Genomic DNA, 22,696 nt, shown 5'->3' with positions numbered 1-22,696 from the left:
AGGGGGCTACTTGATGTATTCCTTCAGGACGCCATTGCGATTGGGATGCCGAAGTTTGCGCAGGGCCTTGGCCTCGATCTGACGGATGCGTTCACGGGTCACATCGAAAATCTGGCCGATTTCCTCGAGGGTTTTCATCCGACCATCGTCGAGGCCGTAACGGAGGCGAAGCACATCCCTTTCCCGGGGGCTGAGCGTGGCCAGAACGCCTTCCAGGTCTTCACGCAGGAGATTCTTGGCCACATCCTGCTCAGGATTCTCGATGTCGGCTTCGATGAAATCACCCAGGCGGGAGTCTTCCTCCTTGCCGATGGGGGTTTCCAGGGAAATCGGCAGCTGGGCGGACTTGGCGATGAAGCGCAGCTTCTCGATGGTCATCTCCATGCTCTCGGCGATCTCCTCCTCCGTGGGCTTACGGCCGAATTCCTGGGAGAGGGTCTTGGTGGTTTTCTTGATCCGGGAGATGGTTTCGTAGAGGTGAACCGGCAGCCGGATCGTGCGGCTCTGGTCGGCAATGGCGCGGGTGATCGCCTGCCGGATCCACCAGGTGGCGTAGGTGGAGAACTTGTACCCCTTTTCGTGGTCGAACTTCTCGGCGGCGCGAATCAGGCCCAGGCTGCCTTCCTGGATCAGATCCTGGAACGACAGGCCCCGATTCATGTATTTCTTGGCGATCGAGACCACCAGGCGCAGGTTGGACTGCACCATCTTTTCCTTGGCCCGCCGGCCGAGCATCAGCCGGCGGCGGAACTTGATCAGCGGCATGTCGAAGATGGCCGCCCATTCCTTGGTGTCGGGGAAATGGCCCTTGTCAGCCTCGAACTCAGCCGCTTTCTCCTCCAGTTCCAGCAGATCGGCGATCTTGCGGGCCAGTTCGATCTCCTCATCGGGTCGCAGCAGCCGGATGCGACCGATCTCCTGGAGGTAGACCCGGATCGAATCCTCGGTGTACACCCCCTTCGGACCCACCTTGATGCTGGCGAGCGCCTTGGCGCTCTTGGCGTCCTTGCGCGCTGCCGCGCTCTCATCGGCCCCGGCCAGGTCGTCCTCGGCGTCAAGCTGGGCAGCGGGAGATGGGGCCGCCGTGGCCTTCACGGCCGACTTGGCGGTGGCCTTGGCCGGGATCTTGGCGGCCTTGGAGCGGGGGGCACGCTTCCGGGTCGTCGCAGGGGCAGCGGCGGCCGTCGGCTCGATGGGCACCACGTCGCCGCCGGTGGAGACGGTGGCCAGGATTTCGGGAGCGGCGGCTTTGGCCTTGGCGGCGACTGGGCTCATGGAAACGACGCGAAAGGAGAAGGAAACGGGGGAGATCGAAACGGAAACGCTGGGGCGGGTGGCAACCCGCCGGCTCCGGAGCTGATCAGAAACATGAACCCTCCCTCTACCGACCCGGCACTGGACCAGGGGAGAGGAACGGAGGGAGAAGCAGGTGACCGTGGAGAGGTCTGGGCCTCTCAGGCGATGCCTGGTTCTGGATCAGTGATGGAGCACTCCGGGACGATGGCGGATTGGATGAAGCGGCGGCCAGAGCCGGTGCAGGGCTGTCACGGGTGGTCTCAGACCGGAGGGCCGGGTGGGAGCGGAGTCCCTTGGCAACCTCAGCATGTCTTCCCTGTGGACGGAACTCTGCTTGGTTCCGACGGCAGCCTTTCGAACTGCCCAACCCTGACATCCTAGGAATGGGGTGAGATCTTTGCAAGATTGATGGCCTGATGCTGCCCTCCTCCCCTCGGCCCGCCGCCCCAGGCTGGCTCGAGGTCTGGCTGGAAGCCGGCCGGGAGGGGCGAACCTTCACCTACGCCAACCCCGGGCACCTCGGCATCGGCGTCGGGGATCTGGTGCGGGTACGGCTCCAGGGCAGACCCCACACCGGCCTGGTGGTCGCGACCAGCGCCGAGCGCCCTGCTGCGCTGGAGGGCAAGGGGATCCTGCCCGTGGATGAGGTGCTGCAGAGTGCGGCGATCGATCCCCTCTGGCAGGCCTTGCTGGAAGGCGTCGCCGGCCAGTGCCATGCCGGACTCTTCCGCACCCTCAAGAGCGCCCTCCCCCCGGGCTGGCTGGGACAGAGCCGTCGGGCGGCCGGGCTGGGCCGGCTCCAGTGGCAGCTGCGCCCCGACCCCGCCGGCTCCGAGGTGCCTCCCAGCGCCCGCCAGCAGGCCCTGCTGGACCATCTGGCCCGCCATGGCGGCCAGCGCCTGCTGCGGGACCTGGTGGCAGCGGACGGATTCGGACGCTCCCTGATCGCCACGATGGAGCGCCGGGGGCTGCTGCTGCGGGAGTCGATCCGGACCCCCGCACCGGGCGGCCCTGGGGGCCCCGGTGGGGAGCCGGGCTGCCTCCGGCAGGAACCTCCCCGTCCGCCCAACCCGGCCCAGGCCGCGGCGATCCGGGCGATCGCCGCGGCCCCCGCCGGCCAGTCCCTGCTGCTCTGGGGGGTGACCGGATCCGGCAAGACCGAGGTCTACCTGCAGGCCGCGGCGCAGGAGCTGGAGGCGGGCCGCAGCGTGCTGATCCTGGCGCCGGAGATCGGCCTCATCCCCCAGTTGCTGGATCGTTGCCGCAGGCGCTTCGGTCAGGACGTGATCGAGTACCACAGCGGCATGGGGGATGGGGAACGGGTCGTGGCCTGGCGACGCTGCCTCGACGCCGGCCTGCGCCGCCAGCCGTGTCTGGCCGTCGGCACCCGATCGGCGGTGTTCCTCCCCCTGGGCCAGCTGGGTCTGATCGTGCTCGATGAAGAGCACGACGGGTCCTACAAGCAGGAGAGTCCCATGCCCTGCTATCACGCCCGCGAGGTGGCCCGGCTGCGCGCCCGGCTGACGGGGGCCCGCCTGCTCCTCGGCAGCGCCACCCCCTCGCTCGAGAGCTGGTGCCGCTGCCAGCCCGCTCGCCGGGGCGAGCCCGCCGACACCCTCCTGCTGGCGCTTCCCGAGCGGATCGGCCAGCGGCCCCTGCCGCCGGTGCGGTTGGTGGACATGCGCCAGGAACTGGTCGACGGCCACCGGCGCCTGATCAGCCGCCCCCTGATGGCCCGGCTGGAAGGACTGCGGGAGAAGGGCGAGCAGGCGGTCGTGCTGGTGCCACGCCGGGGCTACCGGGCGTTCCTGAGCTGCCGCAGCTGCGGCGAGGTGGTGCTCTGTCCCCACTGCGACGTGGCCCTGACGGTGCATCACGCCCCCCGGGCCGGCGGTGATGGCCGGGAGTGGCTGCGCTGCCACTGGTGCGACCACCGCCAGGAGCTGGGCGATCGCTGCGGCCACTGTGGCTCCAGCGCCTTCAAGCCGTTCGGGGCCGGCACCCAGCGGGTGATGGAACAGCTGGCCGCCGAACTGGAGGACCTGCGGCTGCTCCGCTTCGACCGGGACAGCACCAGGGGCAGGGACGGCCACCGCCGGCTGCTGGAACGCTTTGCCGCCGGCGAGGCGGACGTGCTGGTGGGGACCCAGATGCTCGCCAAGGGCATGGATCTGCCCAGGGTGACCCTGGCGGCGGTGCTGGCGGCCGACGGTCTGCTGCACCGGCCGGATCTACGCGCCTCGGAGCAATGCCTGCAGCTGCTGCTGCAGCTCGCCGGCCGCGCCGGCCGGGGGGAGCGGCCGGGGGAGGTGCTGGTCCAGACCTACAGCCCGGAGCACCCCGTGATCCGCCATCTGGTGGACGGACGCTACGAGGCGTTCCTGGCCGAGGAACTGGAGCTGCGCCGCCAGAGCGGCATGGTGCCCTTCGGCCGCGCCTGCCTGCTGCGGCTGGCGGGACTCACCGCCAGCGGCACCGCCACCGCCGCCGCCGCCCTGGCCGAAAGGATCCGGCCCGGCCTGGAGGCGGCCGGCTGGATGCTGATCGGACCGGCGCCGGCGCCGGTGGCCCGGGTGGCGGGCCGCAGCCGCTGGCAGCTGTTGCTCCACGGCGCTGCGGCCACGCCGGCCGGATCCGAGCCTGGTGCAGGCGGGCTGCCCCTGCCGGCGGAGAGCGAACTGCGCCGGGCCCTGCCCCCGGGGGTGAGCCTGACGATCGATCCCGACCCGCTCGAGCTCTGAACCGGAACCGGATCCCTGCGGGACGATCAGGCCGGCAGTTCCGGCAGACCGAAACCCAGCCGGCGACGGATGCCCTGCAGGGTGAGCACCAGCGGCAGGGCCAGGCCCACCGCCGCCGCCCCCAGTCCCAGGCCGCTCCAGCGCCAGCAGCGCAGCTCCAGCACGTTGCGCTGGCCGGGCTGGAGCGGCCAGAGCAGCCGGGGCCCGTCGCCCTGGCCGGAAGGCGGCGCCTTCTCCACCCCCGAGGGGGCCGCCCGCCGCACGGCGGCCGGGCGCACCGGGGCGAGTCCGACCGTGAGATCCAGGCCCGGGATGGCATCAAGGGGCCCCAGATCGAGCTCCAGAACCAGCAGCTGGCGCACACCCACCAGCCAGTTGCGCTCCTCCCAGCGCAGCACCGGAGCCGCCAGGGCGACGCCACTGAGCTCGCCGGCCACCTGCAGGCTGGCGGCCAGGGCGTCGAGGGCCTGGGCGGCCGGCAGCACGGGGGTGGAGAGGACCCGTTCGCCCCTGGCTGCCTGCGAGCGGAACAGCCCGGCGTCGGGAATCAACGGGGGCGAGCCCGCTTCGAGTGCCGCTGTGAACCGCCGCTGCCAGGGACTCTCCTGGCCGGTGTCGCTGCGCAGGTGGTGGCTCAGCTGCAGCCGTCCGGGCCCCTCGAAACGGAGCTCGGTGTGCACCTCCATGCAGCCCCCCAGCAGGGTGGCCAGCAGGAGCAGCAGCACCACCACCACCGCGAATCCCACCGGCGCCCGGGTGGGCCCCACCGGCGGGGGCGGCGGCGGGTCCGGCCGGCGACGGGGGCGACGGGAGCTGGCGCCGCCGATCCCCTCGATCGGCGTGGTGCCGCCGAGGTCCGGCAGGGTGAGCGACCAGTCGCGGGGGCGGCGCAGCTCCGGGGCCTCGAGCACCATCAGAAGGGCCTTGGCCTGGGCCCGCAGAGTGGTGTCGCGGCAGCGCACCAGACTGCGGCAGCAGGCGGCCGCCCGGTCCGTCTGACCCTGGCCCATCAGGGCGGTGGCCATCAGCAGCCGCAGCTCGGCTCCGGCGGGGGTGAGCGGGGAGCGCTCCTGCTGGAGGGGCTCCAGCAGCCGCAGCACCTGGCCGTACTCACCGCGATCGAGGGCCCGCCGCGCGTCTGCCAGTGGATCCTCAGCCATGCAGGGGATCCTCAGCCATGCAAAAGGCCGGGGCTGCCCACCACCATGGTGCCGATGCCGGCGTTGGTGAACACCTCCAGCAGCAGGGAGTGGGCCACCCGGCCATCGATGATGTGGGCCGCCTTCACCCCCTGGGCAAGGGCCCGGATGCAGCATTCGGTCTTGGGGGTCATGCCCCCGTCCACCACGCCGGTGGCGATCAGCTCGCGGGCCTCGGAGAGGCTGAGCTGGCGGATCAGGCTGGAGGGTTCGTTGCGGTCGCGCAGGATGCCTGGGGTGTCGGTGAGCAGGATCAGCTTCTCCGCCTGCAGGGCCGCCGCCAGCTCCCCGGCCACCGTGTCCGCATTGATGTTGTGGGCCAGGCCTTCGGCGTTGGGGGCCACGCTGGAGATCACCGGGATGTAGCCGCTGGCGAGCAGCGGGGAGAGCACCGCCGGATTCACCCGCGCCACATCCCCCACCACCCCGAGGGTGCCGTCTCCCATGGTGCGGGCCTGGACCAGGGCGCCATCGCTGCCGGAGAGTCCCACCGCCCGGCCCCCCACCCGGTTGAGGCCGTTGACGATCTGCTTGTTGACCCGGCCCACCAGCACCATCTCCACCACGTCCATGGTGTCCGGGCAGGTGACCCGCAGGCCGTCCCGGAAGCGGGGCTCGATCGCCAGTTTCCCCAGCCACTGGTTGATCTCCGGGCCACCCCCGTGCACCACCACCGGCTGGACGCCCACACAGGCCAGCAGGGCGAGATCCCGGAACACCGCATCGCGCAGGTCCTCCTGCACCATGGCCGCGCCGCCGTACTTGATCACGATGCGTCGGCCGGCGAAGCGCTGGATGTAGGGCAGAGCCTCACTGAGAACGGACACCCGCAGGGTGTCTTCCGAACTGATGTGCCGATCGGGACTCAAGGGACGGGGGCAGCGGGGGACGGGTCGGGGGCGGACGGGTCGCTGGGAGCGGGGGCGGGCAGCAGACTCAGCTGCAGGCGGCCGGGGGCGGCCTGGTGGAGCTCGGCCGTCAGGCCCGGACCGAAGAAACGGCCCAGCCGCTCTAGGCGATCCTGCCAGCGCTCGAAGGCCACCCCGTGGCAGTCGATGCTGAGGCGCAGCCCGTAGCCGCCGCCGTGGTCGAGCTCCTCGATGGCCACCAGCTGGGGAGGGGCATCCTCATCCCACAGTTTCAGGGCCTCCAGGGAGCTCTCCAGGTGGGCCTTCTGGCCGTAGCGCCAGCGGGTGACATCGCCCAGCAGCTTGCGCAGGGGCTCGCTCTCCGGCAGCTGGCGCAGCTCGCGCAGCTGGGCCGCGGGGGTGAGACGTTCGGCCGGCGGCAGCTCGGACGACTTCAGGGCCAGGCCGCCCAGCAGGATCGGCACCCCGTAGAAGACACCCGCCAGGCTGATGTTGGGGCTGTCGGTGGCGTAGGCGATCGAACCGATCACTGTGAGCACGGCACCGGCGACCGTGACCAGACTGCCGGGGGAAAGGAACGCTTGCATCTCCCCATCCTCCAGCAGCGGGGGGCAGGATGGGGGCCCAGGCCCTGCCCCGTCCGTCCATGGTCAGCTCCCACGACGCCTCCAGCTCCAGCAGCGGGCAGGGACCCGGGCCGGAGGCCTCCCCCTGGAGCGCCGCCGTAGCACCCACCACCGCCGAGCTCCTCACCCAGCTGGGCGAGGACAGACTGTGGCTGCTGCGCCAGCTCGACAGCGGTCGCTGGAGCGCATGGCGGCTCGATCTGGCGGCCCTGGAGCGGGAACTGGGCCAGCTGCTGGAGCAGGCTGCTGAGCGCCTCTGAGCGCTCAGAACGGGATCTCGTCGTCGTCGTCCCCCAGGGGCACCAGCGGAGAGGTGTCCCAGACGGGGGCGGCGGCCTCGGTGGGAGCGGGACTGGAGGGAGCGGGACTGGAGGGGCGGGACGGGGCCGGAGCCGGGGCCCGTCGGGCTGGAGGAGGGGTGCCCCCGGGCCGTGGGCCGGCGGCCGGTGCGGCGGCGCGGGTGTGCTCCTGAGGCGCCGCACCGACCGGTCCCGGGGTGAGGGAATGGAGGCGGGCCAGGGTGAACTCCGCCCGCTTCTCCTTCATCCCGTCCTGACGGGAGACGGTGTTCATCCGCAGCCGGCCCTCGATCACCAGCCGCTGACCCACCTGCACCCGGTTCTGCAGGTCCTGGGCGAGGTTGCCCCAGCCCACCACCTTGAGCTGACCCGGGGGGTCATCGGGCCGGAGCCCCTCGATCTGGACGGCCATTTCAGCCACCGGGGTCTGGTTGTCCTGGGTGTATCGCACCTGGGGTGCCTCCAGGACCTCCACCTCAAGCAAACAGTGATTCACGCCCGGATCAACGCATGGCAGGCCCCATCCTGATGCATGGTCCCCGCAGACACCAGAGCGATCCACCCGGGGCTGCCGGCTGCGGCGGCAGGATCTGGCTGATCGCCGGCACGGGGGAAGGTCCGCCGCTGGCGTCGACGCTGCTGGCCCGGGGCTGGCGTCTGCGCGTCAGCCTGGTGAGCCGGGCCGCCGCCCTGGCCTATGGCCCCCACCCCGGCCAGGAGCTGGCGGTGGGGGCGATCGGTGGCCCGGACGGACCGGAGGCAGGGGTGGCCCAGGAGCTGGCAGGTGCCCGGGAGCGGGGCGATCCCTACCGCTGGGTGATCGACGCGACCCATCCCTTCGCCACCCGCATCAGTGCCGCCCTGGCCCGCACCTGCCAGGCCCTGGCGCAGCCCCTGCTGCGGCTGCGGCGGCCCGATCTGGCCCTCGCAGGCGCCGTGCCCCTGGCCGATCTGGACGCCCTCGGAGCCCATTGCCGGCCCGGCCTCCGGCTGCTGCTGGCCATCGGCGCCCGCCGCCTGGCCGATGCCGTGGCGGCATCGCCCGGAGCCGTTCACCACGCGCGGCTGCTGCCCAGCGGGGAGGCCCTGGGGAGGGCCCTGGCCGCGGGACTCGCCCCCCGCAGGCTGGCCCCCCTGCGGCCCACCGGCGACGGCCGCATCGAGCGGGCCCTCTGCCTGCACTGGGAGATCGAAGCGGTGCTCTGTCGTCGCTCCGGCGGCCCCAATGAAGCCCACTGGCACCGCATCTGCTCCGAGCTGGGACTGCGCCTGCTGCTGCTGGAACGTCCCCGGGAGCCCGGGGAGGTGGAGGCCCTGGCGCTGCAGGAGCTGCTGGAGCGGCTGGGCCAGAGTGATCAGCACGGCTGAGCCCGGCAGCGCCGATCCCGTCCCATGCCCCAGGACCCTGCAGCCCCGGCGACCGACCCCTGTCGCCTGAGCCTGGTGCTCAGCACCGAAGCCGACAGCGAGCGGGCCGAGGCCCTGGCCCGGGCCCTGCTGGAGCGGGGCCTGGTGGCCTGCGCCAGCCTGCACCCGGTGGTGTCCCTCTACTACTGGCAGGGGCGCCTGGAGCGCTCGGAGGAGGTGCAGCTGCTGCTCAAGACCAGCCCGGAGCGGCTGCAGGAGCTCCGCAGCGCCCTCAGGGAGCTGCACAGCTACGAGACCCCCGAATGGATCCACTGGAACGCGACCAGCGACGGGCCCTACGGCCACTGGCTGCTGGAGCCACTGACGCCGCCGCCGTCGCCGCTCAACCCAGGTGGCGGGCCACCAGCTCCGGCAGGGACGCCTGGGGGCGGGGCCCCAGCTGGGTGACCACCTGACCGGCGCAGAGGGAGCCGAGCCGGCCGCAGCGCTCCAGACTCTCCCCCCGGGTGTGGCCGTGGAGGAATCCGGCGGCATAGAGATCACCGGCGCCGGTGGTGTCCACCAGCGGACCGAGCAGGACAGGCTCGATCGCCACCGTGGTGTCCCCGCTCAGCAGCAGGGACCCCCGCTCGCTGCGGGTGAGGGCGGCGATGCGGCAGCGGCCCCGCACCCGGTCGGCCGCCGCCTCGAAGCTGGCGGTCTCGTAGAGGGAGGTGATCTCCATCTCGTTGGCGAACAGGATGTCCACGTGGCCGTCGACGAGTTCCTGGAAGCTCTGGCGGTGACGCTCGACGCAGAAGGCATCGGAAAGGGAGAGGGCGACCTCACCACCGCTGGCCCGCATCACCTCGGCGGCGGCGAGGAAGGCCTGCTTGGCCTCCTCGCTGTCCCAGAGGTAGCCCTCCAGGTAGAGCACCTTCGCCTGGCGCACCATCTCCAGGTCGAGGTCGGCGGGATCCAGCCCCACCGACGCCCCCAGGTAGGTGCACATGGTGCGCTGGGCATCGGGGGTGACCAGGATCAGGCAGCGGGCGGTGGAGGGGCCGCTGCCGGCAGGGGGCGTCTCGAAGCGCGCCCCCACGGCCCGGATGTCGTGGGTGAAGATCGCCCCGAGCTGGTCGTCGCGCACGCGGCCGATGAAGCCCGCCCGGCCCCCCAGCATGGCGATGCCCGCCAGGGTGTTGGCCGCCGAACCGCCGGAGGTTTCGAGTCCGGCGCCGACGCTGGCGTAGAGCGTCTCGGCCCGGGTCTCGTCCACCAGGGCCATGGTGCCCTTGGTGAGGCCATGGCTCTCGAGGAACGCGTCGTCGGCCTGGACGAGCACATCGACGATGGCGTTGCCGATGCCGACCACGTCGAAGGTCTTGGCGGAGAGGGTCAAACGGGAAAGGGAGCGAGGGGACGGCCCGGGGGAGCGGGGGGCGGGCTCAGGCGCGAGGGCAGGCTCAGACGCTGAGCAGGGCCCGCTTGGGCCCGTGGATGGGATCCTCGACCACGATCGTCTGATCCCGCTGGGCCCCGAGGGAGACGATGGCGATGGGGACCTCCATGAGCTCCGCCAGGAAGCGCAGGTAGGCCATGGCGGTGGGGGGCAGATCCTCCAGGCGGCGGCAGTCGGCCGTGGAGCACTGCCAGCCGGGCAGGGTCTCGTAGACAGGCCGGCAACGGGCGAATTCGTCGGAGCTGCTGGGGAAATACTCGATGCGGCGACCGTCGAGCTCGTAGGCGACGCACACCTGGATCTCGTCCAGCTCGTCGAGCACGTCGAGCTTGGTGATCGCCAGGCAGTCGAGGCCGTTGACCTGGACCGCGTAGCGTCCGATCACGCCATCGAACCAGCCGCAGCGTCGCCGGCGGCCCGTGGTGGTGCCGAACTCGCCGCCGCGGTCGCAGAGGTGGTCGTTGAGGCTGCCCTCCAGCTCGGTGGGGAAGGGCCCCTCTCCCACCCGGGTGGTGTAGGCCTTGGCCACCCCGATCACCCGGTCGATCAGGGTCGGGCCCACCCCGGCGCCGATGCACGCCCCCCCCGACACCGGGTTGGAGGAGGTGACGTAGGGATAGGTGCCGTGGTCGAGATCCAGGAGGGTGCCCTGGGCGCCTTCAAAAAGGATGTTCTTGCGGGCCCGGGCCGCCTCGTGGATGGTGCGGGTGCAATCCACCACATGGGGGGCCAGGCGCCGCCCGTAGCCGGCGTATTCCTCGATCACCCGGTCGGGATCCAGACCGGGGATGCCGTAGACCTTTTCGAGCAGGTCGTTCTTCTCCGCCAGGGGGCCGAGCAGCCGATCCCGGAGGCAGTCCGGATCGAGCAGGTCGATCACCCGGATGCCGTTGCGCTCCGACTTGTCGGCGTAGGTGGGGCCGATGCCGCGGCCGGTGGTGCCGATGCGGCGATCGCCCCGCCGCTGCTCCATCGCCTGATCCAGCAGGCGGTGGTAGGGCATGGTGACGTGGGCCGTGGAGGCGAGCTTCAGCCCCGAAACGTCAATCTCCAGATCGAGCAGGGTGTCGATCTCACCGAGCATCACCTTGGGATCCACCACCGTCCCCGAACCAATCAGGCAGGTGGTGTCTGGGTAGAGGATTCCGGAGGGAATCAGGTGCAGCTTGAGGACCCGGTCCTCGACGACGATGGTGTGACCGGCGTTGACTCCGCCCTGGTAACGGACGACGACATCGGCGGAGCGACTCAGCAGATCGGTGATCTTGCCTTTCCCTTCGTCACCCCACTGCGCACCGATGACGACAACGTTGGCCAAGGAAACAGCGGCCCGAAGCCGCTTCTGAGCACAAGGGGTGAGCTTCTCAGATCGGGTGCCCCTACGTCAAAGGATCAGGCGCCTCGTACCACGCTCGCCTCGGCCTGCTTGAACTCCTTCTCCAGGCGGGTGCGCAGGGTGTCCGGCAGGGGACGGTTGGCGTAGCCGGCGTAGTGGGCGGCCAGGGCGTTGACCGCGGTCTGCATGGTGGTGAAGGAGGCCAGGCTGTGGATGTCCTGACGGGGCCGATAAAGGGCGGTGTAGCCGTTGATCAGCCGGCGGGCCTCCACCTCGGCGTCCTGCCGTGATGGGTCGTCCTGGGGCAGGGCGATGGTGGTGAGCAGGGTCTCGGCCACGCTCACCGTGTCGTCGACGTAGTTGCCGCTGAGTCCGGCCGCGGCCTGGGTGCAGCCGCTCAGCCCCAGGCAGAGGCACAGGCCCAGGGCCAGCAGGGGACGGAGCAGGCTGCGGCGCAGGAAGGCGAGCACGGCTGGGGAGGCGTCTGGAGGAATCCTACGGGCCCTCCCCCTGGAGCCCGAGCAGGGCGTCCAGGGCGGCCTCCACCGTCAGCTCCTGCTTGCCGCTGTCGCCGCTGCGGTCCACCAGCTCCACCCGGCCCTCAGCGGCGGCACGACCCACCACCAGCCGCCAGGGGATGCCGATCAGATCGGCATCCTTGAACTTCACACCGGCCCGCTCGGGCCGGTCGTCGAGAAGGGTGTCGATCCCGGCCTGAAGCAACTGCCCGTAGAGCCGTTCGGCCAGGCCCACCTGCACCGGATCCTGGCTGCTGGCAATCACGATGATCACCGTGTACGGGGCGATGGCCACCGGCCAGCGGATGCCATCAGCGTCGTGGTGCTGTTCCACGGCCGCCTGGGCCAGGCGGGACACCCCGATCCCGTAACAGCCCATCCAGAGGGGCTCCTCGCTGCCGGCCTCGTTGGTGAAGCGGGCCTCCAGGGCCTCCGAATACTTGCGACCCAGCTGGAAGATGTGGCCGACCTCGATGCCACGGGCCGCCTCCAGCCGCTGGGTGGGGTCGTGCAGACAGCGATCCCCGGGCTGGGCCGCCCGCAGGTCCACCACCTGCGGGAGCGGGCAGAGCTCCCCCCAGCGCGCCCCCACCAGGTGCTCATCGGGGCGGTTGGCCCCGCACACGAACGCGCCCAGTTCGGCGGCGGAGGAATCGGCCAGCCGCAGCATCGGCAGCCGTTCAGCGCCCCCCAGAGGGGGATCCTCCAGGTGGGGGCCGAGGTAGCCGAAGGGCACGGCAAGCCCGTCGCCGGCCAGGTGCTCGGCGCCCAGCGGAGTGATCTCCAGCAGGGCCCCGGCCTCGGGAGAGAGGGTCGTCACCGCGTTGGCCAGCTTGACGTCGTTGAGCTGCTGATCACCCCGCAGGCTCACCAGCACGGCCCGGGGCGCGGCAACGGCGAACCGGGCCACCAGCAGCAGCACCTTCAGGGTCTGGGTGGGGTGAAAACCATGGGCGGCGCAGAGCTCCTCGATGCTCTTCTGAGCGGGGGTGGCCAGGGAACGGGCGGCATCCGCCTCCAGCGGCAGCGCCGGCGCCGGCAGGGACACCGCCCGTTCCTGGTTGGCGGCATAGCAGCCGTCGGGACTGGCAAGGATGAGGTCCTCGCCGGCCTCGGCGGTGACCATGAACTCCTGGCTGGCGGACCCGCCGATGGCGCCGCTGTCGGCTTCAACGGCCACCGCCCGCAGGCCGCAGCGCGCGAAGATGCGCCGGTAGGCCCCGTCCATGGCCGCGTAGGTGCGGCGCAGACAGGCTTCGTCGGCATGGAAGGAATAGGCGTCCTTCATGATGAATTCCCGGCCCCGCATCAGGCCGAAGCGGGGCCGGATCTCATCGCGGAACTTGGTCTGGATCTGATACAGACAGACCGGCAGCTGGCGATAGGAACGCAGCAGGTCGGCGGCCAGTTCCGTCACCACCTCCTCGTGGGTCGGACCCAGCCCCAGGGCCCGGTCCTGGCGGTCGATCAGGTGAAACATGATGCCCTCGCCGGCGGTGTACCCGTCCCAGCGGCCGCTGCGCCGCCAGAGATCGGCCGGCTGCAGCTGGGGCAGCAGGGTTTCGAGCGCATCCACGGATGCCATCTCCTCCCGGACGATGGCGGAAATCTTCTGCAGCACCCGGAAGAGCAGGGGCAGATAGGCGAAGATTCCCGGCGCCAGGCGCCGCATGTAGCCGGCCCGGAGCAGCAGCTTGTGGGAGGTGATCTCCGCTTCGGCCGGGTCGTCGCGAAGCGTCACCAGCATCAGGCGGGAGACGCGCATGGAGAAAGACCGGATCGGCGCTGGACGTTATCACCGCGAAGTGAAGGCACACACAAGGAAGCGGCGAGGAGCGAGTGACCGCAATGGGCCTGCCGGTCGCTTCGATTTCGCCGGAAACGGGAATTCCTGCTAATGTCAGCCGCTAGTCCAGCCCGTCCAACCCCGGTCTCATGCTTGCTCACCCCGCTCAGGCCGGCTCTTCAGCAACCGGCCCGCTGGCACCGCAGGCGTCATCGCAGACAGGACAGCAGACCGGACGGCTGACAGGACAGCCGAACGGACAGGCACCTTCCGCCCAGCACTCCCCGAACGGCCTGCACGGCGGACCGATCGCCGCCGAGGCCGAGGCCCTGATCGGCATCGATGAGGTTCAGCGGTCCCTGAACCGATCCAGGGCTTCGGTGTATCGCTACACGAACACCGATCCCCGCCATCTCAACCCCCCCTTCAATCCCCGCAAGCTCAATCCCGAATACCGCAGCGATCAGAAGGAGCCGCTGGTGTTCCACCCCCACGAGGTGGCCCGCTTCGCCCGCGACGTGCTGCGGATCAAGGAGGTGACGGTGGAGGTTCTCAACTCCCCCTCCACGGCCACCCAGCAGCTGCTGGTGTCGATCCTCGAGGAACTGCAGGCGATCCGGGCCCGGCTGGAGGGCACCGAGATCCCCCCCACCGAACTGGACCTCCACCGCCAGCAGCACTCCCACTCACGGCCTGCGGCCTGATCCCCCGGGCGGTGTGGGCTTCCGTTCCGAGGGGCCCGGGCAGAGGATCGGTGGCAGAATGCTGCGCAGTTCCTCTTTTCTCCGCCCAGTGCTGCCGGTCCAACCGGAGCACGCATGCATGGATCATTCCCGACCCGTCCATCCTGGTCACCGCTCCGCACCCCCTTCCGGGGCCCACCTTTCCCCGGCGTTGTCCGCCAGTTCCTCCGCCTCCGCAACCGCCGGTCCGGTTCCCGTCCTGACGGCGACCACCGCCGAAGCGGAAGCCAGCGGAGATCCCGACAGTCCGGGGCCCAGACCCCCTTCCAAACCCGAGGCGTCTTCCCCGCCGTCCCGCAGCGGTCAGCGACCCGCCGGAGGCGATGACACTCTCTCCGGCCTGGTCTTCGACCAACCCCTGGGGTTCGTCGGCGGTTTCCTGCTGGGAGTGCTCACCCTGGTGGTGCCCATCTCCGGGGTGGTGATGGACCGCCGCCTCCTCCCCAACCGCGTCGAATCAGGCGAGCTGCCCTTCAGGCCCGTCGCTGCAGCAGAAACCCCTGAAAGTCCAGGGCCTGGAAGAACGGCGCCGGATCGCTGAGTCCGGCGGCCTCCACCAGGGCCGTCAGCCGGGCGATGCCGATGGGATGGAACCCCTGGATCTGGCCGGTGAGATCCACCCCTTCACCGACCACCCCGCTGGCCCGCTGGAAGCCCTGCCAGGCTTCGGCCACCTGGGCTGAAAGGGGTGAGCGCTCGGGACGCATCAGATCAACGAGCACCAGCTGGCCGCCGGGACGCAGGCTGCGGGCCAGGGCGGTCAGGAAGCTCAGCTTGGTGCCGTCATCCGGGAGTGACTGGAGAACCAGCACCGAAAGGGCCCCGTCGAAGCGGGCGTCGGCCCCCAGGGCTTCCACCGTGGTGCAATGCCAGTCGATCGTGCCCCGATCCCGGAGTCGCTGCTGCGCCACGGCCAGCATCTCCGTGGACGGATCGATGGCGGTGAGTCGCCAGTCAGGTCGCTGGGCGTCGGCCTCGAGCAGTTCGGCCCCCGTGCCGCAGCCGGCCACCAGAACAGCGGCCCCTTCCCCGGAGGCCAGGGGGGAGGAGGACAGCAGCGAAACCGACAGTCGCGCCAGGCTGGCGTAGCCGGGAATGAGCTGCTGCACCACCAGGTCGTAGGTGGCCTGCCGGGCCGGTGAGGGGTCGGAGGAAAGCAACGGCTACCGGGCGACCCGACCATGGTAAGCAGCCCTTCGCGGCCGTCCTGAACCTTTCTCAAGACAACGAAAGTGGGATCGATGGGACCGGGTGTGACCTAAGTTGGGCGGCGCCCGTCACCCCCGATCGACCGTGCCCACCATCCGTTTCGAAAAGGAAGGCCAGCAGGTTGGTTGCATCGAAGGGGCGAATCTGCGCAAGGCGGCCCTCGACGCCGGGGTGAACCCCTACACAGGCCTCAACAACCTCAACAACTGCGGCGGCCTCGGCCAGTGCGGCACCTGCGTGGTGGAAGTGGTGGAAGGGGCCCGCAACCTCTCCCCCCGTAGCGACGTCGAGGAGGTCTACCTGTCGGATCGGCCCGCCAGCTACCGCCTCAGCTGCCGCACCACCGTGAACGGCGATGTCACCATCCGCACCCGCCCCGATGCGGGCGTGGGCAAGGGTTCCAACAGCCTGGTCGGTGCCCTCAAGGCGCTGGTCGGCCGGAAATAGTCCGCAATGGCTGAGCCGGCCGGGCACCGCGTCTACCTGTACGCGGGTTGCTCCACTTGCCGCAAGGCCGTGGCCTGGCTCCGGGAGCGGGCCCTTCCCTTCGAATCCATCGACATCACCACCACCCCGCCGTCCCTGGCGCTGCTGGGTCAGGCTCTCGACCAGTTCGGCCACCGCGGCAGGTTGTTCAACACCAGTGGCCAGAGCTACCGGGCCCTGGGCCCGGCCACGGTGAAAGCCATGGACGACGCCACGGCCCTGGCCGCCCTGGCGGCCGACGGACGGCTGATCAAACGCCCCTTCCTGGTCACGGCGTCCGGGCGCATCGTGACGGGCTTCCAGCCCCGGGAGTGGGAGGAGCTGTTCGCCTAGCCGGCATCCTCCCGTTGCTCCGACTCCCGGGCGCCCTTCACCATCAGCTGGTCCAGCTCCTCGATCAGGCCTTCGATTCCGGCCCGGCTGATCTGGCTCAGGTAGGTGCCCTTGAACTCCTCGAGGAAGGTGCACAGCAACTGCTGGGAGCGTTCCAGCACCGGCCCGCTCTCCAGGGCCTCGGCCAGCTCCTCCCAGAAGCGGTCGATGAACCGCTGCAGCAGTTCGAGCTGCTGGTCGTCGCGCCGGCTGAGTCGCTCCCCGGTGCTGCGGGTGAGATCGAGCAGGCTCTCCACCATGCCCACGGCCAGCTGACGGCTGAGCCCCTTCTCCACCTGCAGCAGCGGCTGCAGCTGGCGCAGGCCCGGCGGCACGATCGCGTTCTGCACGCTCTGCTGCAGGGCATGGCTGAGCACCCCTTGGAGTTCAGGGGCCAGCCGCGGAGCCACCCGCACCAGCAGCAGCGGACCCCAGATCCGCACCAGTTCCACCAGCTCCCGTTCCTCGTTGTTCACCACTGTCTGGTGGCTGCGCAGGGCCCGGATCCGCATCGGCCAGCGGCGGGAGCGGATCAGTTGCTGCAGGCCGTCGATCAGCTGCAGGGCCAGCACCTCGAACAGCTCCACCGCCAGCAGGGCGACCACGCCCCGGCTGATCACGGCGCGGATCGGTTCGATGGTGATCAGCCCGCTGGTGTGGAGGCGCTCCAGCACGGGCACCACCCGCAGCCAGCGCCAGAAGGGCAGCAGCAGGGGCAGATCGATCCAGCGCCGCAGCAGGGCCCGGCCCCAGCTGAGGCCCGGCAGGCGGCGGCGCAGGCGCAGGGCCCGCAGCAGGATGTCCAGGGCGAAGACGCTCTGGAAGAGGATCAGGTCGTAGCGCCAGAAATGGTCGGTGGGGCGCCCGTTCTCGTCGATCGACCGCCAGTAGGTGGTGGCCACCAGCGGGAGCACCTGCTGGCGCCAGAACAGCCGTTCCTGCTCCCAGGGGTGGGTGGCGAGCCAGGTGGGGGTGAGCAGGGCGGCGGCGGCCTGCTTGGCCGAATCCTGGTCGGCCCGCTGGCGCAGGCGGTTCTTGATCTTCTCCAGGGTGCCGGAGGTGCCGGACGCCAGCATCGGGTTGGAGTCGATCATCTCCTCGGTGAGCCGCACCTGCTCCTCCAGCAGCTGGCGCTGGGAGGCGGTCAGGGACCCGCGCGGCCCCTGGCGCATGGCGGTGTCGAGCCTGTCGAACTGGCGCAGGTAGGCCTGGGTCTCCCGGTGGGGTTCGATCCCCTTCACCGGGTCCACCCAGGGAGTGATGTCGGGGATGAAGGTGAGCGGCACCGCCAGGGGCACCGAGGGCAGCGGATAGAGATTGCGCTGCAGCCAGAAGGTGCGCAGCGGGATGTAGGTGATGTCGAAGGCCACCCACACCAGATTGACGGCGGCCCAGAGCGCCACGAACCGGTCCCAGCGCCGGCCCGGGCCACTTGTGGGAAAGGCCAGGGTCTGGTGCCAGCGTGGGCGTGCCATGGGGGACGCGGCGGGCGGATGCGTGCCTAATCTGCCTCCCGTCCACGGAACCTGTCGCACGAGCCCCTTGACCCCCTCGGATCCCCTGGCCGACGACGGCGACCGTTCCCGGCCCCCCGCTCCAGAGGGTCAGCCGGGAGGCCGCCAGGAAGGGGAGGAAAACCCCTGGGCCTTCTGGCGCAGCGTGCTCATCACCCTGGCGGTGGCCCTCGGTATCCGCCAGTTCCTGCTGGAGGCCCGCTACATCCCCTCCGGTTCGATGCTGCCGGGGCTCCAGCTCCAGGACCGGCTGCTGGTGGAAAAGATCAGCTTCCGCAACCGGGGGCCCAGGCGTGGGGAAGTGGTGGTGTTCCGCTCGCCCTATCACTTCGATCCGATCCTCACCGGTCCCACCAAGCCGGGTCCCCTGCGCTGCCTCCTGGTCAACCTGCCCCTGATCGGCTCCCTGCCGGGTATCCAGCAGCCGGCCTGCGACGCCTACATCAAGCGCGTCATCGGGCTGCCGGGGGAGCGGGTGACGGCCGACCCCCGCGGTCGGGTCAGCATCAACGGTCGCCCCCTCGACGAGCCCTACGTCCGGAACTACTGCCCCGTCGATCGACAGGGGGTCGGTCCCTGCCGCACCATCGACGTGGTGGTGCCCCCCGGCCATCTGGTGGTGATGGGGGACAACCGGGCCAACAGCTGGGATGCCCGCTTCTGGCCCGGCGGCCCGCTGCTCCCGGAGAGCGAGCTGATCGGCCGCGCCTTCTGGCGTTTCTTCCCGTTCACGTCGGCGGGTCCGCTGCCAGCGCCCAGCTCGCCGGATCGCTGAGGCCGGAGGCGATCACCCGACCCTGCAGCAGGCGCTCCCTACAGGGCCGGTTGGCGGCCAGGGAGCCCGTGCCCTCTTCGGGCCAGCGCCAGGTCCGCCCGGGATCGAACAGCAGCCAGTGGCGGCTGCCGGGCTCCAGAACGGCTTCCGGCAGGTCCAGAAACCGGGAGGGGCCCCAGCAGAGCACCTGCCAGAGCTGCTCCGGCCGCCAGCCCTGGCGGCCCACCAGTTCCTCCCACAGCAGGGGCAGCACCAGCCCGTGGCCCGCCACTCCGGGCCGGCGCTGGTCGAGGGGCAGCAGCTGCTCCTCCGGATCCAGGGCCACGTGATGGACCGCGACCGCGGTGATCAGGCCATCGGCCAGGCCCCTGATCAGGGACCGGCGATCCTCGGGTCCCCCCAGCGAGGGCACCAGCCGCCAGCCTTCCTCGGCCGGATCGAGACCTCCGCTGTCCGCCACCAGATGCCACCAGCCCACCGAGGCCATCGGCGGCCGGGGCTGGCGCCGCAACCTCTCCACCGCCTCGGCGGTGGACAGGTTCATCAGCCGCAGGGCCGGGGCGGGAAGGTCGTCGGCCAGGGACAGCAGGGTCTCGAGGGGAATGGTTTCGCTGGCGGGGGGATCAAGGGGCCAGCCGGCTCGCAGGGCCTCCACCCGCTCCCGCACGAAGCCGCGCTCCGCCAGGGAGCCATCCCGCGGCGGCAGCAGCACCGGCCGATCCGCCGTCTCACCCAGGCTGAGCCCCCGCTCCAGCAGGTCGATCGGCGGCAGGGCAGCGCCACCCGCCAGACCGCAGGCTCCGGCCTCGAGCTGGTCGCCGTGGGGAGCCAGTTCCCGGTCGAGGCCATCGAGGCTGAAGCTTCCCCAGCACAGCAGCCGCAGGGGTTCGGGCCAGTCGAGGCCCAGCCGCTCGGGCCGGTCCCGCCAGGTGGAGGCCCAGGGCAGCAGGGCCACGGTTCCATAGCCACCGGCGGCGGCCGCCGCCGCCAGGCTGGCAAGGGTCTCGGCCCGGCCCTGGAGCGGGTCCTCCAGCACGCTGTGGGGATCCACCAGGGCCGGCCCCAGCCACCAGCCGCGGCCATCGACACTCTCCAGGTTCCCGGCGATCTCCCCGCTCAGGACCGGATCGATCGCCCGGAGCACGCCAGCCTCGAGCAGCACATCCGCCTGCCGCGCCGGCCGGTCGGGGCCTTCCAGCAGCTGCACCCCTCGGATCAGCAGGCGACGGTCCATGGCGGAGCACCTCGGGGGCAGACAGGGACGGGCTAGAGGGCGCCGGCGGCGGTGCGGTCGAGCACACCCCCAAGATGGGCGGTGAGGTTGAGGCTGGCCACCACCGGAGGAGCAGCAATCCCGCGGGGATAGTCCACCACGGTGACGCCGCCGTTGCCCTGTTTCACCATCCAGATGTCGGCGGGGCTGAGGCCCAGCAGGGCGCAGAGGATGGTCTTGTTGACGGCGTCGTGGGCGACCACCAGGGCCGTCTCCCGGGCCCCCAGGCCGGCGACGATCCGGTTCCAGGCCGCCAGGGACCGGTCCCAGACCTCAGCGATGGTTTCCCCTTCGGGCATCTGCACGGTCTGGGGGGTGCGCTTCCAGTCGGCCAGGAGATCGGGCCAGCCGGCGGCGATCTCGCTCTCCAGCCGGCCCTCCCAGAGGCCGTGGCCGATCTCGCGCAGGCCCCGGGTGGTGGTGAGCGGCACGCCGGGATGGGAGCAGAGGATGACCTCCGCCGTGCGCAGGGGGCGGGCCATGTCGCTGCTGTAGGCCCGCTGCATGGGTACCGGGGCGAGGAAGGCCCGTGCCGCCTCCGCCTGGGCCAGTCCATGGGCGTTGAGGGGGATGTCGATCTGGCCCTGGAAACGCCCTTCCCGGTTCCAGTCGGTTTCGCCGTGGCGCACCAGCAGCAGGCGGCAGCCGGGGCCGGCGGGGGGAAGGGCCGTCCCCAGGTGGGCGGTGCCGTTGAGCGACTCCAGCTGCACCTGGGGGCGACCACCCCCGGCGCGGGTCAGATTGAGCACCGAGATGGCGGCGTTGTCGAGCCGCAGGCGCAGGAAGCCGCTGGCCGGGAGCCCGAGCAGGTGCAGCACCAGACAGCGCAGGATGGCGTTGTGGGCCACCACGAGCACCGTGTCGCCGTCGCCGTGGCGGGCCAGCAGCCCGTCGGCGAAGCGGGCCGCCTGCTCCAGCAGCTCCGGCACCGGTCGGTAGACGCTGCCGTCGGCCCGCCGCAGCTCCATGGTTTCCGGGGCTTCGCGCCAGCGGCGCTCCTGCTCCGGATCCAGGGCCCGCAGCTCGCTGCGCAGGAGCCCGCTCCAGGGGCCCAGATCGATCTCCAGCAGATCGTCGTGGAAGGCGGGCGCCAGATCCGCTCCCTGACTGGCCAGCAGAAGCTCCGCCGTGGCCCTGGCCCGCTGCAGGGGTGAGCTGTAGGCCGCCTGGAAGCCAAGCTCCCTCAGGGCCTCTCCCGTGCGACGGGCCTGGAGCTGGCCCGCTTCGGTGAGGCTGGAGAGGTCGTCCCGGCCCTGGATGCGTTGCTCCAGGTTGAAGCTGCTGAGGCCATGGCGGACCAGCACGATGCGAAGGGGCAAGGTGCCTGTGGCGCGGGGGGGCCATCGTATGGGACCGCCCGGCACCGGCGCAGGGGAGAATCGATGGCCCCATGCCCTCCAGGTGCTCCGGTTGAGCGGTCCCCCTTCCCGATCCGGACCACCCTCTGCGCCTGCGGGCTGGAAGGTGCCGCTGGCTTTGCTCAGCCTTGCCCTCAGTGGCCTGCTCTGGGTCGGAGGGCTGATCGACAGCCTGGACCGGCCGTCGGTGGTGGATTCCCTCAGCCTGCGGCAGCTGGAACTGTCGGCCCTGGCGGCCGGGTCCCTGCCGGAGGGACTGCAGCCGGCCCTGGCCGGGGAGACGCCGCGCCGCACCCTCACGGAGGAGCTCCGGCGCCAGATGGAGGCCTCGGAGGAACCGGCGAGGGCCCTGCGGCGTCTGGAGCTCGCCCTGCTGGAGCGCTCCGGAGAGACCGCCACCACCACGACCGGCGACGCCGATCTCGGGCTGCTGCTGAACCAGGTGGATGCCCCCCGGCGCCCCCTGATCCAGGCCCTGCTGGCCGGTCGCAGCATCGACGCCGGTCAGCGGCAGCAGCTGCTGGCCCCCTGGTCGGCGCCCGTGATCGTGCAACAGCTGGTCTGTGAGCAGCTTCCCGGAGACCCGGGGGAGTGCCCGGCGGAACAGCGCTCGCTGGGGCTGGTGCTGAAGCTTCTGGCGGTGACCCTCCTGCCCCTTCTCTTCCTGCTCGTGGGGGTCGTGCTGCTGCTCAGGCAGCTCTGGCTGGCCTGGCGCCGCAGACTGCCGGCCGCGGCTCCGCTGCAGGGCCCACCCCTGGCCCCCGTCGACGTGATCCTGCTGATCGCCGGCGGCTTCGTGGTGCTCGGCGAGGTGGTGGTGCCCCTGCTGGTGCAACCAGCTCTCCAGGCCTTGGTGCAGCGTCTGGCCACCCCCAGGGCCCTGAGCCAGGGCATCGAGGTGCTGGTGCTCTACCTGGCCCTGATGGCCGTTCCCCTGCTGCTGCTCGCCCTGCTGCTGCCGGGCCCCAGTGCCAGGCCGGCGGCTGGCTGGCTGCAGTGGCACTGGCGACCGATCGCCACGGCCTTCGCCGGCGCCGTGGTCACCCTGCTGATGGTGCTGCCGGTGGTGACGGCTTCGAGCTGGGCCATCGACCGGATCTGGGCCGATCCGGGCGGCAGCAATCCCCTGCTGGAACTGGTGCTCACCAGTGCCGATCCCCTGGCTCTCGCCTGCTTCGCCTTCACCGCCCTGCTGGTGGCGCCCCTGTTCGAGGAGACCCTCTTCCGCGGCGTGCTGCTGCCGGTGGCGGGTCAGAGGCTGGGGGGGCCGGCGGCGGTGGTGCTGAGTGCGGCGGTGTTCGCCGTGGCCCACCTCAGCCTGGGGGAACTGGCCCCCCTGTTCGTGCTGGGTCTGGGGCTGGGCTGGCTGCGCTGGCGCAGCGGCCGTCTGGCCAGTGCCGTGCTGATGCATGCCCTCTGGAACGGCCTGACCTTCATGAATCTCCTCTTTCTCGCCGACTGACAGCGCTTGCTGCCGTCCCCCAGGG

General features: G+C 71.0%; 22 protein-coding genes. 9 read left to right on the top strand and 13 right to left on the bottom strand.

The window, feature by feature from the left end:
* Positions 1-6: 6 nt before the first annotated feature.
* Positions 7-1,275, bottom strand: coding sequence for an RNA polymerase sigma factor RpoD (gene rpoD, locus KUG41_RS12815; protein ID WP_216904577.1), 1,269 nt, complete (start codon positions 1,273-1,275; stop codon positions 7-9).
* Positions 1,276-1,712: 437 nt separating this feature from the next.
* On the opposite strand from rpoD, the gene priA reads away from it, so the two are divergent.
* Complete coding sequence (gene priA / locus KUG41_RS12810; RefSeq protein WP_216904576.1) at positions 1,713-4,037, top strand: primosomal protein N'; 2,325 nt, start codon at positions 1,713-1,715, stop codon at positions 4,035-4,037.
* Positions 4,038-4,063: 26 nt separating this feature from the next.
* Here priA and KUG41_RS12805 read toward each other — a convergent pair whose 3' ends face one another.
* Genes KUG41_RS12805 through KUG41_RS12795 form a run of 3 tightly spaced genes read right to left on the bottom strand, consistent with a single transcriptional unit; the run spans position 4,064 to position 6,692 of the window.
* Positions 4,064-5,197: a DUF3153 domain-containing protein gene (locus tag KUG41_RS12805; RefSeq protein ID WP_216904575.1), complete on the bottom strand. Its 1,134-nt coding sequence runs from the start codon at positions 5,195-5,197 to the stop codon at positions 4,064-4,066.
* Between the two features lie 11 nt (positions 5,198-5,208).
* Complete coding sequence (gene argB / locus KUG41_RS12800) at positions 5,209-6,105, bottom strand: acetylglutamate kinase (protein ID WP_216904574.1); 897 nt, start codon at positions 6,103-6,105, stop codon at positions 5,209-5,211.
* Positions 6,102-6,692 (bottom strand): DUF2854 domain-containing protein, encoded by a 591-nt coding sequence (locus KUG41_RS12795; RefSeq protein WP_216904573.1) that lies wholly within the window; start codon positions 6,690-6,692, stop codon positions 6,102-6,104. The genes argB and KUG41_RS12795 overlap by 4 nt, the downstream gene beginning before the upstream one ends.
* A 59-nt stretch (positions 6,693-6,751) precedes the next feature.
* Here KUG41_RS12795 and KUG41_RS12790 point away from each other — a divergent pair, with 59 nt between their 5' ends.
* On the top strand, positions 6,752-6,991 hold the full coding sequence (locus KUG41_RS12790) for a hypothetical protein (RefSeq protein WP_216904655.1): 240 nt from the start codon (positions 6,752-6,754) through the stop codon (positions 6,989-6,991).
* Positions 6,992-6,995: 4 nt separating this feature from the next.
* Here the strand turns inward: KUG41_RS12790 and KUG41_RS12785 are convergent, their stop codons facing one another.
* On the bottom strand, positions 6,996-7,526 hold the full coding sequence (locus tag KUG41_RS12785; RefSeq protein ID WP_216904572.1) for a single-stranded DNA-binding protein: 531 nt from the start codon (positions 7,524-7,526) through the stop codon (positions 6,996-6,998).
* Positions 7,527-7,540: 14 nt separating this feature from the next.
* On the opposite strand from KUG41_RS12785, the gene KUG41_RS12780 reads away from it, so the two are divergent.
* A complete protein-coding gene (locus KUG41_RS12780; RefSeq protein WP_254217241.1) occupies positions 7,541-8,398 on the top strand; it encodes a precorrin-6A/cobalt-precorrin-6A reductase in 858 nt (285 codons plus the stop codon).
* A 24-nt stretch (positions 8,399-8,422) separates the two neighbouring features.
* Positions 8,423-8,845 carry a divalent-cation tolerance protein CutA gene (gene cutA, locus KUG41_RS12775; protein WP_216904571.1) on the top strand — a complete coding sequence of 141 codons (423 nt, stop codon included), beginning with the start codon at positions 8,423-8,425 and terminating at the stop codon, positions 8,843-8,845.
* Here the strand turns inward: cutA and KUG41_RS12770 are convergent.
* The 4 genes from KUG41_RS12770 to KUG41_RS12755 form a co-directional block, all read right to left on the bottom strand.
* Positions 8,781-9,779 carry an adenosine kinase gene (locus KUG41_RS12770; protein WP_216904570.1) on the bottom strand — a complete coding sequence of 333 codons (999 nt, stop codon included), beginning with the start codon at positions 9,777-9,779 and terminating at the stop codon, positions 8,781-8,783. The genes cutA and KUG41_RS12770 overlap by 65 nt on opposite strands.
* Before the next feature lie 64 nt (positions 9,780-9,843).
* Positions 9,844-11,157 (bottom strand): adenylosuccinate synthase, encoded by a 1,314-nt coding sequence (locus KUG41_RS12765; protein ID WP_216904569.1) that lies wholly within the window; start codon positions 11,155-11,157, stop codon positions 9,844-9,846.
* 74 nt (positions 11,158-11,231) lie between these two features.
* A complete protein-coding gene (gene psb27 / locus KUG41_RS12760; RefSeq protein WP_216904568.1) occupies positions 11,232-11,645 on the bottom strand; it encodes a photosystem II protein Psb27 in 414 nt (137 codons plus the stop codon).
* Between the two features lie 25 nt (positions 11,646-11,670).
* Positions 11,671-13,458, bottom strand: coding sequence for a proline--tRNA ligase (locus tag KUG41_RS12755; protein ID WP_216904567.1), 1,788 nt, complete (start codon positions 13,456-13,458; stop codon positions 11,671-11,673).
* A 314-nt stretch (positions 13,459-13,772) separates the two neighbouring features.
* On the opposite strand from KUG41_RS12755, the gene KUG41_RS12750 reads away from it, so the two are divergent.
* Entirely contained in the window at positions 13,773-14,183 is a 411-nt protein-coding gene (locus KUG41_RS12750; RefSeq protein ID WP_216904648.1) for a hypothetical protein, read from the top strand.
* A 512-nt stretch (positions 14,184-14,695) separates the two neighbouring features.
* On the opposite strand, the gene KUG41_RS12745 is transcribed toward KUG41_RS12750, so the two are convergent.
* Positions 14,696-15,382 carry a class I SAM-dependent methyltransferase gene (locus tag KUG41_RS12745; protein WP_216904566.1) on the bottom strand — a complete coding sequence of 229 codons (687 nt, stop codon included), beginning with the start codon at positions 15,380-15,382 and terminating at the stop codon, positions 14,696-14,698.
* A gap of 133 nt (positions 15,383-15,515) precedes the next feature.
* Here KUG41_RS12745 and KUG41_RS12740 point away from each other — a divergent pair, with 133 nt between their 5' ends.
* Positions 15,516-15,878, top strand: a complete 363-nt coding sequence (locus KUG41_RS12740) for a 2Fe-2S iron-sulfur cluster-binding protein (protein WP_216904565.1) — start codon at positions 15,516-15,518, stop codon at positions 15,876-15,878.
* Between the two features lie 6 nt (positions 15,879-15,884).
* On the top strand, positions 15,885-16,250 hold the full coding sequence (locus KUG41_RS12735) for a Spx/MgsR family RNA polymerase-binding regulatory protein (RefSeq protein ID WP_216904564.1): 366 nt from the start codon (positions 15,885-15,887) through the stop codon (positions 16,248-16,250).
* Here the strand turns inward: KUG41_RS12735 and KUG41_RS12730 are convergent.
* Entirely contained in the window at positions 16,247-17,764 is a 1,518-nt protein-coding gene (locus KUG41_RS12730) for a hypothetical protein (protein WP_216904563.1), read from the bottom strand. The genes KUG41_RS12735 and KUG41_RS12730 overlap by 4 nt on opposite strands.
* A gap of 67 nt (positions 17,765-17,831) precedes the next feature.
* On the opposite strand from KUG41_RS12730, the gene lepB reads away from it, so the two are divergent.
* Positions 17,832-18,578 (top strand): signal peptidase I, encoded by a 747-nt coding sequence (gene lepB, locus KUG41_RS12725; RefSeq protein ID WP_216904562.1) that lies wholly within the window; start codon positions 17,832-17,834, stop codon positions 18,576-18,578.
* Here the strand turns inward: lepB and KUG41_RS12720 are convergent.
* Entirely contained in the window at positions 18,532-19,812 is a 1,281-nt protein-coding gene (locus KUG41_RS12720; RefSeq protein WP_216904561.1) for a dihydroorotase, read from the bottom strand. The genes lepB and KUG41_RS12720 overlap by 47 nt on opposite strands.
* Positions 19,813-19,844: 32 nt before the next feature.
* A complete protein-coding gene (locus KUG41_RS12715; RefSeq protein WP_216904560.1) occupies positions 19,845-21,170 on the bottom strand; it encodes a histidine phosphatase family protein in 1,326 nt (441 codons plus the stop codon).
* An 82-nt stretch (positions 21,171-21,252) separates the two neighbouring features.
* Between KUG41_RS12715 and KUG41_RS12710 the strand changes: the two genes are divergently transcribed.
* Positions 21,253-22,671 carry a lysostaphin resistance A-like protein gene (locus KUG41_RS12710; protein WP_371734144.1) on the top strand — a complete coding sequence of 473 codons (1,419 nt, stop codon included), beginning with the start codon at positions 21,253-21,255 and terminating at the stop codon, positions 22,669-22,671.
* The last annotated feature ends 25 nt before the right edge of the window (positions 22,672-22,696 follow it).

The organism is Synechococcus sp. CCY 9618, assembly GCF_019038415.1.
Classification (GTDB): Bacteria; Cyanobacteriota; Cyanobacteriia; order PCC-6307; family Cyanobiaceae; genus Cyanobium.
Note: the sequence above shows the minus strand (reverse complement) of the source record. Positions and strands in the feature narration are given on the sequence as shown.